Origin of the sequence: Mesorhizobium sp. KACC 23794 (assembly GCF_052180275.1) — a bacterium.
Taxonomy (GTDB): domain Bacteria; phylum Pseudomonadota; class Alphaproteobacteria; order Rhizobiales; family Rhizobiaceae; genus Kumtagia.
In genome coordinates this window covers 6,128,880-6,146,099 of record NZ_CP197465.1, presented here as the reverse complement: position 1 = coordinate 6,146,099, position 17,220 = coordinate 6,128,880, and the positions used below count along the sequence as shown (strand labels likewise).

Sequence of the window (17,220 nt, the reverse complement as noted above, 5' to 3'; positions counted from 1 at the left end):
ATTGAAAAATGAAGTTGCAGGGACTTGCACGTGAATCTGCAGGAAAGAGAACGATGAAACGGAGAACTGGGTCTGCGCCATCGCCCTCCATGACTCCCTCCGGATAGACTTATGGGCGAATGGCAATGCCAGATGGCAAGCGGGCATCCGGTTATGCGTCGAGCCGGCAACGCGGCATGCCGTCTGCAGCCAACGCCACTGTCTGCATCACCCTGTTCATACTATCGTGAAGCTTCTGGGATGGAGATTTGGCAGCATGGCAAAGATTGTCTTCGGAATGAACCAGTCCCTGGACGGTTATGTCGATCATCAGGGGTTTGCGCCAAGTCCAGCGCTCTTTCGTCACTGGATAGAGCACGTGCGCGACCTGGCCGGCAGTGTGTACGGTCGGCGCATGTACGAGGTCATGCGTTATTGGGACGAAGACCGTCCTGAGTGGACTGCGGAGCAACACGAGTTCGCGGCGGCGTGGCGGCGCCAACCGAAGTGGGTCGTGTCGCGCTCGTTGAAGTCGGTCGGCCCCAACGCCACACTTATCGAGGATGATATCGAGGCGGTGATACGGGGCCTGAAGGCTCGGCTTGTCGGAGAGATTGCAGTTTCCGGCCCGGACCTGGCGCAAAGCCTGTCCGGCCTCGGCCTTGTCGATGAGTATCGCCTCTACTTCCACCCCGTCGTGCTCGGTCGCGGCAAGCCATTCTTCGCTGGCCCCCGGCCGCCGCTCCGCCTTGTTTCCACCGATCTCGTCGGCAAGGACACGGTAAGGCTGACATATGTTCCTGCCTAGTCGCCCGATGGACTGCGCCGTCGGACCCGCTTTTCGGTCCAGTCATTTCAATTTACGCAGGCCGCTGGCCCGTGCGGTGGGTACGGGCGGCAGGGCCAGCGGCCCCGGAACGGCCGGATTTGGTTTTTTCCCTCCCGAACCGCTCCGCCAGAAGATTGCACGTATTCGTCGGGGCTGGTTGATAAATGTCTGCCGCCGATACCAAACTTGATTCAGCGTCGGCAGCGTGAATCATTCGGCCAAAGCCACCCTATCTTGGGTGATTAAATCCCCGTGGCCTCCCGCCAATCGTCCATGGCGGTCCGGTGGTGCGCCACATCGTTGGGGTGCTGCGTCGCGGAACCTGTCTCGTTAAGAGAAGGTTAACTATGTTCTGAATTAGATATTCTGCATTTATATCATCGTACTTCCACGACTCAGATATTGTGGGAGTTGGCCGGGCTCACTGCACACCATCACTCGGCGAACTCAGGCAACATATCGCCGGTGTTGAGGTGAGCCCGGTCACCCCTGCTAAGCTCGCCCGGCCATCAACCCACCCGCCCATGGCCCGGCGATGCTTCATTCCCGATTTGGTACATCGGGCGCCGGCTGAGAGCCGGCCACCTCAATCAATGCATTTGTCGTGCCAAGGCGTTCGAGGCAGCGTACAGCGCCACGGTTCCGGTCTGGCGGAGATGGCGGAGGGGTTGAACGTCATGGCTTTGGAAACGACACGGTTCAGAGGATTATAGAAAACTGGACGCAACCGCGACGGCTGGAACGCCGGCTTGCATGATCCTGGCACCGACTTTCAGCTGAATGCTCTTGCCGATCCACGGTTGTCAGTTGGTTTCTTACACGAGGCGGAGGAACGCATACGGTCCTCGACGGTACCTGACATTTGTCAGCATGCGGGCAGTCAAGTTGTTTAACTTGTAAGGGGATTTTCTCTGGGAGAGTGAGATGAACGGGCCGGGCAGCGAGCCGCACCCTTGGGCATGGGTGCTTTGGCTTTGGGTTTTTCTCGTGGGCTGCAGCGTGGTCTATGTGAGCTACCTTCAATTCTGATGGACGTCGTCAAGAACTTCCTCTTCGCGGAGGAAGCTTTGCACTGTGCCGATTTGGGAAGGAGGCGTTGACTGAATTGCTGCGTGATTGCTGCTGTGGCATAGACCTTATACGATGTCCTGCCGCCGAAGGATGAGTGCGGCAGTCGACGAGTGTAATGATCGATCCCGGAACCGATGCCCTTGTTCGCCTCGCTGCCGGTCTCGAAGGCATTGACGAAGACGTATTCGTATTTGAGGCTACGCAACAGCCGCTCAATGAAGACGTTGTCCATCCAGCGGCCGCACCCGTCCATGGAGGTGAGGATGCCGGCGTCCTTCAACGTCGTCGTGAAGGCGAAGCTGGTGAACTGGGCTGCCAAGCCGGCCCGTGTATTTGAGTTGGCAGCGGTGGGGCGCGCAAAGGCGAATTTCAGATCACCACAAAATCCGCCGCGGTGATCGTCGGATGCCCAGTCAGCGTGGCAAAGTGGATGCTGCCGCCGGCCGCACTGCCATTGGCATCGTAGAACAGCCTGCCCGTATCGGTGTCGTAGATGATGCGGTCGTTGCTGTCGTGGGCAACGCCGGCCGTGCTCGCCCAGAAGGCCGACGCCGCCAGCGGGCCGGTCGCTGTCAATGCCTTGAAGATCGCGTTTTCAAGGCGGATCGTGTCGTCGGGTGTCTTGAAGTCGACGATCGTGTCGACATTGGAAGCGCCCAGCGCGGTGGAGAAGGTGAAATAATCCCTACCGGCGCCGCCATACAGCGTGTCTGAACCGCCTTTTCCGTCGATGATGTTGATACCGGCATTGCCGATTATCTTCTGAGCGATCTCGTTGCCGACCAGCCTGATGGTTGTGGTGGCGGACGAACTGTTCGTCTGCAACTGCTCGACATGGACGCCGGCCCCGAGCCTGTAGTCGGTCGAGGTGAAGACCTTGTCGGCATTGCCCTGCGACGCCGTCTCGACGATGACCGCGCCGGAATTGTAGATGCGGTAGGTGTCGTTGCCGCCAAGCCCGCTCAACTTGTCCGCCGCGCCGATAGCGCCCTCGCTCAGCACATTGGCGCCGGCATTGCCGGTGATGTACTGCTTCAGCGCGTTGCCGGTGAGATTGATCGCCGCGGTGCCGGACGCTCCATTCGTCGTCATGATCTCGACGTACACACCCGGCTTGAGCGCATAGTCGACGGCGGCCATCACCTTGTCGGCAGTGCCCTGCGAGGAACCCTCGGCAATGGTCGTGCCGGAACTGTAGATCTGATAGGTGTCGTTGCCCGCGAGCCCGCGCAGATGATCGGCCGCGCCACCGCCGTCGCGCAGCACATTGTCGCCGTAGTTGCCGATGATCTCCTGTTTCAGGACGTTGCCGGTGAGATTGATCGCCGTCGTGCCCGTCGAGAGATTGGTCGTCAGTTGTTCGACATAGACACCTGCCGCCAGCACGTAGCTGACCGAGGCCGCTACACGATCAGCCGCGCCCTGGGCGGACGTCTCCACCACCTTTGAACCTGCATTGCCGACGACGTAGACGTCGTTGCCGCTCAGCCCACGCAGGGTGTCGGCACCACTGCCGCCGCCGTCGCCAATGACGTTCCTACCGGCGTTGCCGATGATCTCCTGCTTCAGCGTGTTGCCGGTCAGGTTGATCGCCGACTTGCCGGTGGAACTCGTCGTGGTCAACAGTTCGACCGCCGAATTGGCCGTCAGCTTGTAGCTCACCGAGGCGAACACACGATCGTTGCCTTCCCCCGCATTCTCCACGACACGGTCTCCGGCGTTGTCCACATACATCAAATCGTTGCCGGCTCCGCCGAACATCGTGTCTGCGCCGCCGCGCCCGTTCAACGTGTCATTGCCTCCAAGTCCATAGATCATGTCGGCCAGAGCGGTGCCTATCAGCGTGTTCGCCAGGCCGTTGCCGGAGAGGGGCAGGTCGGTGCCCGGCGGCTGCGGGTAGATGTCGGTCAGGTCGCGGTCTTCCGAGACATAGATCGGAATGCCGTTGTCACGGAGGTACTTGATTTCGGTTTGCAGCATGCTCGCATACTGCGTCTGGCGGGCTTGCGTCATGTATTCGACCACGAAGACCTGCACGCCGCTCTCCTCGGCGAGTTCCAGATACGGCTTGGAACCCTCGTACCAGCCGTTCGGGGCGGGGGCGAAATCGTCCTCGTGCCCGTTTTCGTAGTAGAACCTGAGGTCCTCCTTGCCCATTCCGTCGATCGCATTGCGGTAGGTCGCATTCTCGATCAGTTCCTCGGCGTTCTGGCCCATGATGACGAAGTCGCGCGTGTCGCCGAGCGAAGCCAGTTTCGCTTCCGCATGGGCGCGGATGGCTGCCACGAAATCAGCCATCTCCTGCGCGTAGTCCATTCCCGGGACGGGATCGATGTCTTCCCAGTATTGATAGGCGTCTATGATATCCATGTAGACGCCGTTGAACCCGGAGGCGATGATCTGGTCGACATACTGGAACATGATGGTCTGCCAGGCCGGGTCCCAATATTTGACCTTGTAGTTATCCGGCCATTCCGGATTGGCGCCCGACAGGAAGTCTGGCGGGTTGGAATCCCAGCTGCTCTGCCAATAGGGGCGGTAGTCCTCCGCTTCGCCGATACTGAGATAGCTGACGATCAGCTTGTCCTGACCGCCGCGCATCACGTTCAGCTCGGCGGGCGTGTGAGGTCGTGTCCCGTTGCTTGCGTCGACGGCATAGTCGATAACCACGAGCCCGGCATTGTCGGCGCCAATTCTCGCTGCTTCTGTCGCGTCCACATTGCCAAGATGATAGAGCCAGCTGGTCACACCATCGAGTGGGTTGGCCATAGAGTCCCTCCTTTAGCCACTGAAATGATTTGTCCCACCGCGTGCCAAGCAAGTTACTTTGCGGGCTATTTCATGTCAGAATCATCTCTTTCCACAGCAGCATTTCCTGCTGGCAAATGTATTGCCATTTCCAAGAGCTAAGTTTTTGATTTTACTTAATTAGCTTTTGCTAAACTGGGTTGTGTGCCGGCGACGGGATTACCTGCGGCAGCCGGCAGATCGGTCCGCAAGTCGCGCATGAGTAGCGGATTTGCGTTCGAAATGTGGCGCGCGGCGGGTCGAATCACGCCGTGAAACGCGAACGAAGATACGGCGGATCCGTCGCTGCGGTCCGCTAAACGGCGGCAAGCCACCCGCTGTCGCGCGCAGTCCGGCAGCAAAGCAATCAAGAGAATTAAGTATAGCGGAAGGCGATTCCGGCTTGCGCCAGAAACACCATGCTCCGCTGACAAATATCAATCCCGCTGGGCTCGCCGTGGCTAAAGGTGAACGAGGGGTTAATTTGTCTGGGGCAGGTGGGTTCTTAAGGCAGGAACGAGGAATATCACGGATCTCTAATCAAGCCCGCAGGGGCCTTGCGCCAGCTTAGGTGTCCGGGCCACTGGCATGATCGAAATGGCGTAGCCTTCCGGTACGCCGCCTTCGAGAGACTCCTCCTTTTGCCAAAAAATCCGGCTGCTCCGTGCCTGCGGGCTGTGATGGACCATCACGTAAGCCTGCCGTTCCGGAGGAAGACCTATGGCTCGTGAAGTTGCGTTCCTGGATGCCGACATTTCCGCCATCGAACAGTTGAGGGCCCACCTCAAGGACGGAGTGTACGCCATCGTCCTGTCGCGCGACGCGCCCGCGCTGGCTCAGATCGCCGATGGCATCAAGAGCCATCGAGACATCGAGGCGATCCACATCATCGCCCATGGCCGGCCGGGCAGCATCGAATTTGCCGCGGGACCTGTCGGCGCGGACGCACTGGACCTCCATGCGGACGACCTCGCGGCGATCGGCAGATCGCTCGACGGCGGCGAGATCAGGCTGTGGACCTGCGAGACGGCTAGCGGTGCGGAGGGTGTTGCCTTCCTTGCCGCGCTGGCCGGTGCCACCGGCGCCTCGGTGGCGGCTTCGACAGGTCTTGTCGGCGCAGCCGACAAGGGCGGCACCTGGGAACTCGATGTGCAGACACGACCGCGGTATGCCAGCTCGCCGCTGACGGCGGAGGGTATGGAGGCCTATTCGGGCGTTATGAGCATTGATGACGGCACGGTTACAGCAGGTGCCGATGGCTTCCTCAACGCCTCTGAACTGGCCGGCGGATTGACGATCGACAACATCTCGCGCAGTGCGAGTTCTCCAGGCAACGGCTTCCTCGTAGCGGTCTTCACGAGCAGCTCCGCAACGTCGCCAATCTACTGGATCACCAGCAATGGCGATCAGCTGACACAAAGCAGCACGGACATCGATCTCACGATTCCCACAGCGGCGCTGGGGGGATATCAGGGACAAATCTATATTCGCATCTATCAAGGCGATGTTATCGCGGCCACTTCGTCGAACAGCGGCAACGTCGTCGTCACCGACGGTGTGCCTGCGACCGTCAACTGGCCAGCTGGCACCGTCTTTGAGCTAAACGATACCGCTTCAACTGGCGTCACAACATCGACCGCGATTTCGGCTTCCGGGCAAAGGACCCAAGGGCCATTCACGATCGATACGTCGGTTCCGAACGCGCCGTCCATCACCTCGATCACCGACAATGTCTCGCCGATCACCGGAACGCTGGTCGATGGCGGCAGCACCAACGACACCACTCCGACTATCCGTATTAACCTGACCGGCACGAACGCCGTCTCCGGCGACCGGGTCCAACTCTACAACAATACAACGACACTCGGCACGGCGGTAACGCTGACCGCTACCGACATATCGAACGGCTTCCTGGATATCACGACGTCGGCGCTGACGAACGGCACCGCCTACAATTTCCGCGCGGCTGTGATCGATGCGGCCGGGAACACCAGCGCTTCCTCCGCGAGCGGCGCCTGGGACATTACCATCGACACGACCGTACCGTCGGGGACACCGACGATCAGCGCAGTGACCGACAATGTGGCGCCGACGACGGGCAATGTCGCCAACGGCGGCACCACCAACGACAATACCCTCGCTATTTCCGGCACGGGGACGACCGGCAACACGGTCTCCATCTATGACGGCGCCACGCTCCTCGGTTCGGTCGTTGTATCTGGCGGAAACTGGTCGTTCACGACGGCCGCCCTGACGGACGGGGGCCACAGCTTCACGGCCCGCTACACCGACGCGGCCGGTAACGAAGGCACGGCCACCGCCGCCCGCACGGTTACTGTCGACGCCACTGCGCCGAACGCGCCGACGATCGCCACAGTCTCCGACGACGTGGCGCCCGTCACCGGCACGGTGTCCGACAACGGCAGCTCCAACGACACGACGCTCACGATCTCCGGTTCGGCCGAGGCCGGCAGCACGGTCACGATCTATGACACCAACGGCACGACCGTGCTTGGCACCGCGGTCGCCACAGGCGGTACCTACACAATCACCACCTCGGCGCTGGGCCAGGGTGCTCATACGCTCACCGCCCGGGCCACCGACGCCGCAGGCAACCAGGGCGTCGCCTCGACCGCGTTCCACGTCACCATAGATACGACCGCGCCGACCGCTCCGACGATCGCCACCGTCTCCGACGACGTGGCGCCCGTCACCGGCACGGTGTCCAACAACGGCAGCTCCAACGACACCACCCTGACCATTACGGGCAGTGCCGAGGCAGGCAGCACAGTCACCATCTACGACACCAACGGCACCACGGTGCTGGGAACCGCCGTCGCCACCGGCGGCACCTACACGATCACTATGTCGGCGCTGGGCCAGGGCGCTCACACCCTGACCGCCAGGGCCACCGACGCCGCCGGCAACCAGGGCACCGCCTCGACAGCGTTCAATGTCATCATCGATACGACTGCTCCCAACGCGCCGACGATCACCACCGTCTCCGACGATGTCGCCACGGTTACCGGGCCGGTAAGCGACAATGGTACATCGAACGACGCCACGCTCACGATCAGCGGTTCGGCCGAAGCCGGCAGCACCGTCACGATTTTCGACACCGACGGCATCACCGTCCTTGGCTCTGCAGTCGCAACCGGCGGCACCTACACAATAACCACCTCGGCGCTGAGCGAAGGTGTTCACACCCTGACTGCCAAGGCGACAGACGCCGCAGGCAACGAGGGCGGCGTTTCCGCTGCGTTCCATGTCACCACCGACACGACTGCGCCGACGGTCTCGGTCTCGGTCGACAATACGACGCTCATCACCGGCGGTACGGCAACGGTCACGTTTACATTCAGCGAGGTTCCTTCGAACTTCACCGACGCCGACGTGACCGTCGAGAACGGCACTATCACGTCGCTTAGCCCGACCGGCAATCCGCTTGTCTTCACCGCGATCCTGACCCCGAATGCCGGCGTCGAAGACAGCAGCAACGTGATAACGGTGGGAACGGCCTGGACTGACGCGGCGGGCAATCCGCCTGCTGGGTCGACGACCTCGAACCCATACGCCATCGATACGGCAGCCTCCGCCCCGATCAGCATCGATCCGGTGACCGCCGACAACACAATCAACAACACGGAATCCGGCCTCGCCACGGTGACCATCACCGGCACGGTCGGTGGCGATGCGCAGGACGGCGACATCATCACACTGACCGTGAACGGGCACGACTACGCCGGTTCGGTCAATGGCGGAATCTTCAGCATCGATGTGAGCGGCGGCGACCTGACGGCTGACACGAACATCCACGCCAGCATCACGGTGAGCGACACGGCCGGCAATGTGACGACGGTCACTGCCGACCATGCCTATCAGGTCGATCTCGCGGCCTCGGCCATCATCGCGGTCAACAACATCACCGCCGACAACATCATCAACGCCGCGGAGGCCGGCGGCCAGGTGGCCGTCACGGGTACGGTCGGCGGCGACGTGCTGGACGGCGCCACCGTCACGCTGACCGTGAACGGGCACAACTACAACGGAACTGTCAGTGGCACGAGCTTCAGCATCAACGTGGACGGCGCGGATCTCGTGCTTGACACGAACGTCCATGCAAGCGTCTCGGCGACTGACGCCGCCGGCAACGCGGCGACGGGCACTGCGGATCATGCCTATCAGGTCGATCTCGCGGCCACTGCAACGATCGCGGTGAACGACATCACCGCCGACAACGTCATCAACGCTGCCGAAGCCGGCGGAACGGTGATGGTCACCGGCACAGTCGGCGGCGATGCAAAGAGCGGCGATGCCGTCACGCTCACCGTGAATGGCCACGCCTACAATGGCACGGTCAGCGGCTCGACCTTCAGCATAGACGTGGGCGGCGCCGACCTGGCAGCCGACACGAACATTCATGCCAGTGTCACAGCGACAGATGCCGCGGGCAATCCGGCAACGGCGGAGGACACGAAAACCTACAGCGTTGACACCACCGCCGACGCGGGCGGCGACCTTGCCGTCTCGGTCGGGGACAATCTCGTCAACAATGCCGAGAAGGCCAACGTCGCCTATACTGTGAACGGCCTGGACGCCGGCGCCACCGCGACCGTCACCTTCTCTGACGGCAAGAACTCGGTTGTCGGCGCCAACGGCGTCGTCGACCTGACCGGCCTGACCGACGGGCCGATCACGGCCACCGTGTCGGTTACCGATGCCGCTGGCAACACCGCCACAGGCGTGTCCGGCGCGACGGTGCTCGACACCACGGCCGACCAAGGCAGTGATCTGGCGGTCTCGGTTGCGGACGATCTCGTCAACAATGCCGAGAAGGGCAATGTTGCCTACACCGTGACCGGCCTCGACGCCGGCGCCACGGCAACCGTCACCTTCACTTCCAGCAACGGCGGCTCGCCGATCGTGCTGAACGGCGTCACCGGCAGCGGCATCGCCAACCTGACCGGCCTTGCCGATGGCGACATCACCGTCACCATCACGGCCAACGATACGGCCGGCAACCACGCCGACGGCGCTCCCGGCGCGACCTTGCTCGATACACAGGCGGATGGGTTCGTCATCCTCGACCCGATCACCGACGACAACGTCATAAACGCCACCGAGGCGGCAACGGCGAACATCGCCATTACGGGCTTCGTCGGCGGCGACGCCAAGGACGGCGACAGCGTAACCCTTACCGTCAACGGCGAAAGCTACACGGGGACGGTGTCGGACAGCGCCTTCAGCATCAACGTGAAGGGCAGCGACCTCGCGGCCGATACCGACAGCACGGTCGATGTCAGTGTGGCCGCAACCGACGACCTCGGCAACACCACAGCGCTGACCTCGAGCCAGGCCTACACCGTCGATACGACCGTCGAGGCGTGGATCGTCATCAATCCGATCACTGACGACAATATCATCAATACCGAAGAGGCGGGGCAGACTATCGCGGTGACCGGCCAGCTCGGCCCCGATGTCGCGGACGGCACCACAGTCACGCTCACCATCAACAGCGTAAACTACACCGGTGAAGCCTCCGGCGGCACGTTCAGCATCGACGTACCCGGCAGCGCTCTGGCGCTCGGAAGCTCGGTCCATGCCAGCGTCACCGCTACGGACGCGTTCGGAAATGAGGCGACCGAGACGGCAGATCTGGCCTACGCCGTGGACCTTTCGGGGGCGGCAAGCATCACGCTCGACGCCATCGCCGGCGACGACATCATCAACGCAGCGGAAGAGTCCGGCTTGGTGACCCTGACCGGTACCGTCGGCGGAGACGTCCAGGACGGCGACCTCGTAACCCTGACGGTCCATGGCAGCGAGTATGTCGGCTTCGTCTCGGACGGTACCTTCAGCATCGATGTGCTCGGGACCGACCTGGCCCTCGACACGAATGTGCACGCCAGCGTCTCGACGATCGATTCTTCCGGCAATCCGGCAACGGCGACGGCTGACCGGCCCTATACGGTAGACGCCACCGCCGACCAGGGCGGCGATCTTGCCGTTTCGGTTACCGACAATCTCGTCGGCAACGCCGAGAAGACCAGTGTCGCTTACACCGTGGCAGGTCTCGATGGCGATGCGACCGCGACAGTGACGTTCACCGACGGCACCAATTCGGTCCAGGGCGTCAACGGCGTGGCTGACCTGTCGGGACTGACCGACGGGCCGATCACGGCTACCGTCTCGGCCACCGACACTGCTGGCAACACCGCCGCCGGCGTGTCCGGCGCGACGGTGCTCGACACCATCGCCGACGAGGGCGGCGACCTCGCCGTTTCGGTCGGGGTCAATCTCGTCAACAACGCCGAGAAGGCCAGTGTCGCCTACACCGTGACCGGCCTCGATCCAGATGCCACGGCAACCGTCACCTTCTCTGACGGCAAGAACTCGGTTGTCGGCGTCAACGGCGTCGCTGACCTGTCGGGACTGACCGACGGACCGATCACAGCCACTGTCTCGGCCACCGATGCAGCCGGCAACACTGCCGCCGGCACATCCGGCGCGACGGTGCTCGACACTACCGCCGACAAGGGCGGCGACCTCGCTGTCTCGGTTACGGACAATCTCGTCGGCAACGCCGAGAAGGCCAGTGTCGCCTACACCGTGACCGGCCTCGACGGCGATGCGACCGCGACGGTGACATTCACCGACGGCAAGAACTCGGTTGTCGGCGCCAACGGCGTCGCCGACCTGTCGGGACTGAGCGACGGGCCGATCACGGCTTCCATCTCGGCCACCGACACGGCCGGCAACAGCGCCGCTGGCGCGTCCGGTGCAACCGTTCTCGACACCACCGCCGACCAGGGCGGCGACCTTGCTGTCTCGGTTACAGACAACCTCGTCGGCAACGCCGAGAAGACCAGCGTCGCCTACACAGTGGCAGGTCTCGATCTGGACGCCACTGCAACCGTCACCTTCTCCGACGGCAAGAACTCGGTTGTAGGCGTCAACGGCGTCGCCGACCTGTCGGGACTGAGCGACGGGCCGATTACCGCCATTGTCTCGGCAACCGATACGGCCGGCAACACCGCTGCCGGCGCGTCCGGTGGAACCGTTCTTGACACCATCGCCGACGAGGGCGGCGACCTTGCCGTCTCGGTCGGGGACAAGCTCGTCAACAACGCCGAGAAGACCAGCGTCGCCTACACCGTGACCGGCCTCGATCTGGACGGCACGGCAACCGTCACCTTCTCCGACGGCAAGAACTCGGTTGTCGGCGTCAACGGCGTCGCCGACCTGTCGGGGCTGACCGACGGACCGATCACGGCTTCCGTCTCGGCCACCGATACGGCCGGCAACACCGCCGCCGGCGCGTCCGGCGCGACCGTGCTCGACACCACCGCCGACCAGGGCGGCGACCTTGCCGTCTCGGTTACAGACAATCTTATCGGCAATGCCGAGAAGACCAATGTCGCCTACACCGTGGCAGGCCTCGATCTGGACGCCACGGCAACCGTCACTTTCTCCGACGGCAAGAACTCGGTTGTCGGCGTCAACGGCGTCGCCGATCTGTCGGGGCTGGCCGACGGGCCGATCACGGCTTCCATCTCGGCTACAGATACGGCCGGCAACACGGCAACTGGCGCACCAGGCGCTACCGTGCTCGACACCACGGCCGACGGCGACCTTGCCGTGTCGATTGCGGACAACCTCATCGGTAATGCCGAGAAGGCGAACGTCGCCTACACCGTGACAGGCCTTGATGTCGGCTCAACGGCAATTGTTACCTTCACGTCCAGCAACGGCGGCGCGCCGATCGTCTTGACGGGCATTACCAGCAGCGGTTCGGCTAACCTCTCCGGCCTGGCGGATGGAAACATCACCGTCACCATCTCGGCCACCGATACGGCCGGCAACACCGCCGCCGGCGCATCCGGTGCGACCGTGCTCGACACCATCGCCGACGAGGGCGGTGACCTTGCCGTCTCGGTTACAGACAACCTTATCGGCGCTGCGGAGAAGGCCAATGTCGCCTACACCGTGACCGGTCTCGATGGCGATGCCACGGCAACCGTCACCTTCTCTGACGGCAAGAACGCGGTTGTCGGCGTCAACGGCGTCGCCGACTTGTCGGGGCTGACCGACGGGCCGATCACCGCCACCGTCTCGGCCACCGATGCGGCCGGCAACACCGCCGCCGGCATATCCGGCGCAACGGTGCTCGACACCACGGCGGATAACGGCGGCGACCTTGCCGTCTCGGTCGGGGACAATCTCGTCGGCAATGCCGAGAAGACGAACGTCGCCTATACCGTGACCGGCCTCGATCTGGACGCCACGGCAACCGTCACGTTCTCTGACGGCAAGAACTCGGTTGTCGGCAACAATGGCGTCGCCAACCTGTCAGGGCTGACCGATGGACCGATCACGGCCTCCATCTCGGCTACAGATACGGCCGGCAACACGGCCAACGGCACATCCGGTGCAACGGCGCTCGACACCACGGCCGACCAGGGCGGCGACCTTGCCGTCTCAGTTACGGACAATCTCGTCAACAATACCGAAAGGGCCAATGTCGCCTATACCGTTGCAGGCCTCGATGGCGATGCGACCGCGACCGTCACCTTCTCTGACGGCAAGAACTCAGTTGTCGGCGTCAACGGTGTCGCCAACCTGTCGGGATTGACCGACGGGCCGATCACGGCTTCCGTTTCGGCCACCGACGCGGCTGGCAACACCGCCGCCGGCACATCCGGCGCGACCGTGCTCGACACCACGGCAACAGCGACGATCGCCATCGACCTGGTCACGGCGGACAACACGCTCAGTGCGGCTGAAGCGGCTGGCAACGTCTCGATCACCGGCACGGTTGGTGGTGATGTGGAGAATGGCGATACCATCACTCTGACGGTGAACGGCCAAAACTATACCGGACAGGCGCTCAACGGCGGTTTCAGCATCGACGTCAAGGGAGGCGACCTCGCGGTCGATGCCGACAGCACGATCGACGCCAGCGTGTCGGCCACCGACGCGGCCGGAAATACTGCCGTCGCGCAAGATTCCCAGACCTATCTGCGCGTACTCAACCAGGCTCCTGTCATCACCTCCAATGGCGGCGGGGCCACGGCCGCAATCTCGGTGCCTGAGAACAGCACTGCAGTGACGACCGTCGCCGCGACGGACCCTGACGCAGGAACGACGTTGCTCTACTCGCTCTCCGGCGCGGATGCGGGCAAGTTCCAGATCAGCTCGACGGGCGTGCTCAGTTTTGTCTCAGCACCGGATTTCGAAATACCCGGCGATGTCGGCGCCAACAACGTCTATGATGTCGTCGTGCAAGTCTCCGACGGCACGCTGACGGACAGCCAGGCGATCGCCGTTACGGTCACCAATGTATCCGGCAACGTCCCTAGCGACGACAATGACAACGTCCTGATCGGAACCGATGAAGAGGACACGATCAACGGACTGGGTGGCAACGACCTGCTGAGAGGCAAGTTGGGCAAGGACGCCCTCGACGGTGGAAGTGGTTCCGACACGGTCGATTACAGCGACAAGACGGCAGCCGTCGTCCTCACGCTGAACGGCAGCACGAATGCGACGGCCTTTGTGGGCGGTGTTGCAGAAGACACGGTCAAAAACGTCGAGAACATAATCGGCGGATCTGGCGATGACACTCTGACGGGCGACGGCCAAGCAAACGTTCTCAAGGGTGGGGCCGGCAAAGACATCCTCGACGGCGGAAATGGTTCCGACACGGCCGATTACAGCGACAAGACTGCATCTGTCGTCCTCACGCTGAACGGCAGCACCAACGCGACAGCCTCTGTAGGCGGCGTCGCGGAGGATACGGTCAGGAACATCGAGAATGTTATCGGCGGATCCGCCAACGATACCCTGACCGGCGACAGCAAGGCAAATGTCCTCAGCGGCGGGAACGGCAGCGATGTGCTGACGGGCGGAGCAGGCGCCGATACGCTGGACGGTGGCGCGGGAGGCGACCGGGCATCGTATCAGACTGCGGCAGCGGCAGTGATCGCCAGCCTGGCGAACGCACTGGGCAACACGGGCGATGCCGCAGGCGACATCTATGTCTCGGTCGAAAGCCTGACCGGTTCGAACTTCAACGACACCCTTACCGGTTCGGATGCGACAAACAGCATCATCGCTGGAACCGGAGACGACACCGTCTTCGGACTGGGCGGAAACGACAGCCTGTACGGCCAGGACGGCAATGACGTGCTGGTTGGCGGAGCTGGTGCAGATGCCTTGAGCGGCGGCAATGGCAGCGACCGTGCATCTTACGACACGGCAACGGCGGGCGTAGTCGCCAATCTGACGAGCGCCGGCGCCAATACAGGCGACGCCCTGGGAGACACGTACGCCTCGATCGAGAACGTGACCGGGTCGGCGTTTGCAGACATCCTCACGGGTACGACCGGCACGAACAGCATCATTGCGGGTCTCGGCGACGACAAGGTCTTCGGCCTGGCCGGCAGTGACAACCTTTTCGGCCAGGATGGCAACGACATCCTGGTCGGCGGGATCGGCGCCGACGCTTTCAGCGGAGGCGTTGGATCGGACACTGCATCTTACGAGGATGCCACCGCCGGGATCATCGCAAGCCTGGTGTCTCCGGCGGCGAATACCGGCGATGCAAAAGGCGACAGCTACAACTCCATCGAAAACCTGACGGGTTCAGCGTTTGCCGACACGCTCACCGGCAACAACGGCGCAAACATCCTCAGCGGCGGGAACGGCAGCGACGTGCTGACGGGTGGAGCAGGCGCCGATACGCTGGACGGTGGCGCGGGAGGCGACCGGGCATCTTATGAGACTGCGGCAGCGGCAGTGATCGCCAGCCTGGTGAACGCGCTGGGCAACACGGGCGATGCCGCGGGCGACACCTACAACTCGATCGAAAGCCTGACAGGTTCGAACTTCAATGACACCCTCACCGGTTCGGATGCGACCAACAGCATCATCGCCGGAACCGGAGACGACACCGTCTTCGGACTGGGCGGAAACGACAGCCTGTTCGGCCAGGACGGCAATGACGTGCTGGTTGGCGGATCTGGTGCAGATTCCCTGAGCGGCGGCAATGGCAGCGACCGTGCGTCTTATGACACGGCAACAGCGGCCGTTGTTGTCAGCCTGACGAACCCCGGCGTCAACACAGGCGATGCCCTGGGCGATACCTACAATTCGGTCGAGAACCTGACCGGTTCGGCATTTGCGGACATCCTGACAGGCACTACCGGCACGAACAGCATCATTGCGGGTCTCGGCGACGACAAGGTCTTCGGCTTGGCCGGCAGTGACAACCTTTTCGGCCAGGATGGCAATGACGTCCTGGTCGGTGGGATCGGCGCCGACGCTTTCAGCGGAGGCGTTGGATCAGACACCGCATCTTACGAGGATGCCACCGCCGGGATCATCGCAAGCCTAGTGTCTCCGGCGGCCAATACGGGCGATGCAAAAGGCGACACCTACAACTCCATCGAAAACCTGACCGGTTCGGCCTTTGCCGACACGCTCACGGGCAACAACGGGGCAAACATCCTCAACGGTGGAAACGGCGCCGATCTGATCGTTGGAGGGCTGGGGAACGACACGCTGACAGGCGGCGCCGGTACCGACACGTTCTTCTTCAACGCCGCGCTGAACGGCAGCACCAATGTCGACACGATCACGGACTTCTCCGTCGCGGACGACACTTTCCGGCTGGAGAATACTGGCTTCTTCACCGCACTGACGGCAACCGGCACGCTCGCCAGCACCGCTTTCGTCGTCGGCGCTGCGGCCGCCGATGCGCTGGACCGCATCATCTACAACTCCAGCACGGGAATCGTGAGCTACGACAGCGACGGAACAGGTGCGAATGCGGCCATTGCATTCGCCAAGGTCACACCGCTCACGGCACTGACCAACCTGGATTTCTTCGTGGTGTAGCTGAGACCAAAACGCCCACCCTGTCGAATCCGGCAGGGTGGGCGCAGCGAAGCACAGCTTGGTGCTTGTGCCGATATCGAAAGTTGAGTCGCGCTCGTACCAGGCAAAGTAACCCCTAAGCGAAAGCGCACAGCCCCTTGCCGCATTTTGATGAAAGTCGAATTGGTCGAGGGTTTCTTAGAAAAAGTTATACTGCTCGCCTCGTTTGGGGAATTTAGCCCCGCTGCTCTAGGGAACAGCGGGGCCAGTCTGCGGATAAACAGACAAGGCAGAATATCCCCTACCCAGGGCGCGGGACGGATTTATTGAATCCGTCTCGCGTTCTGATTGTAGCAATTGCAAATTACCGGTCCATAGCCTGAATGCGTCGTTCCGTGGGTCCAGCCCTGGAGGCTTTTTTGAACTGTTTGCGAGTTGAGCGCTCTGTTTGAGTATGATGCAGACGAAGGCGAAGAGTTAAGACCTTGGAGTGTTCGGGGGCATCGTTTGTAGTCCTGGACCAGTCTTCTGGGGCAGATCGCCGAGTTGAAGGATCGTTCGACGATCCATCATCTTGGCAAGAAGACAAAGCCGAGCTTGGCTCTCGGAGAGCTTGGCGATCGCCAGTTCGAGGCGAGATGTCGGGTCCGATGTTGGGAGATGTGGAGCACCCGACT

General features: G+C 62.3%; 3 protein-coding genes and 1 pseudogene. 2 read left to right on the top strand and 2 right to left on the bottom strand.

Features of this window, described 5'->3' with window-relative positions:
* Positions 1–256: 256 nt before the first annotated feature.
* Positions 257–787 (top strand): dihydrofolate reductase family protein, encoded by a 531-nt coding sequence (locus tag ACSBOB_RS29760; protein ID WP_442579624.1) that lies wholly within the window; start codon positions 257–259, stop codon positions 785–787.
* A 1,150-nt stretch (positions 788–1,937) separates the two neighbouring features.
* Here the strand turns inward: ACSBOB_RS29760 and ACSBOB_RS29755 are convergent.
* Together ACSBOB_RS29755 and ACSBOB_RS29750 are read right to left on the bottom strand one after the other, a co-directional pair.
* Positions 1,938–2,213: pseudogene (locus tag ACSBOB_RS29755) on the bottom strand (integrase core domain-containing protein); the annotation flags it as partial.
* A 35-nt stretch (positions 2,214–2,248) separates the two neighbouring features.
* The gene (locus ACSBOB_RS29750) at positions 2,249–4,648 is read right to left on the bottom strand and encodes an MJ1477/TM1410 family putative glycoside hydrolase (protein ID WP_442579623.1); all 2,400 of its coding nucleotides are present in this window, start codon (positions 4,646–4,648) and stop codon (positions 2,249–2,251) included.
* Positions 4,649–5,386: 738 nt separating this feature from the next.
* Here ACSBOB_RS29750 and ACSBOB_RS29745 point away from each other — a divergent pair.
* Positions 5,387–16,564, top strand: coding sequence for an Ig-like domain-containing protein (locus tag ACSBOB_RS29745; protein ID WP_442579622.1), 11,178 nt, complete (start codon positions 5,387–5,389; stop codon positions 16,562–16,564).
* Positions 16,565–17,220: the final 656 nt, after the last annotated feature.

Bases quoted from the DNA above. Each gene is read 5' to 3' on its own strand.
- ACSBOB_RS29760 (WP_442579624.1), top strand. From the start codon at position 257: ATGGCAAAGATTGTCTTCGGAATGAACCAGTCCCTGGACGGTTATGTC.
- ACSBOB_RS29750 (WP_442579623.1), bottom strand. From the start codon at position 4,648: ATGGCCAACCCACTCGATGGTGTGACCAGCTGGCTCTATCATCTTGGC.
- ACSBOB_RS29745 (WP_442579622.1), top strand. From the start codon at position 5,387: ATGGCTCGTGAAGTTGCGTTCCTGGATGCCGACATTTCCGCCATCGAA.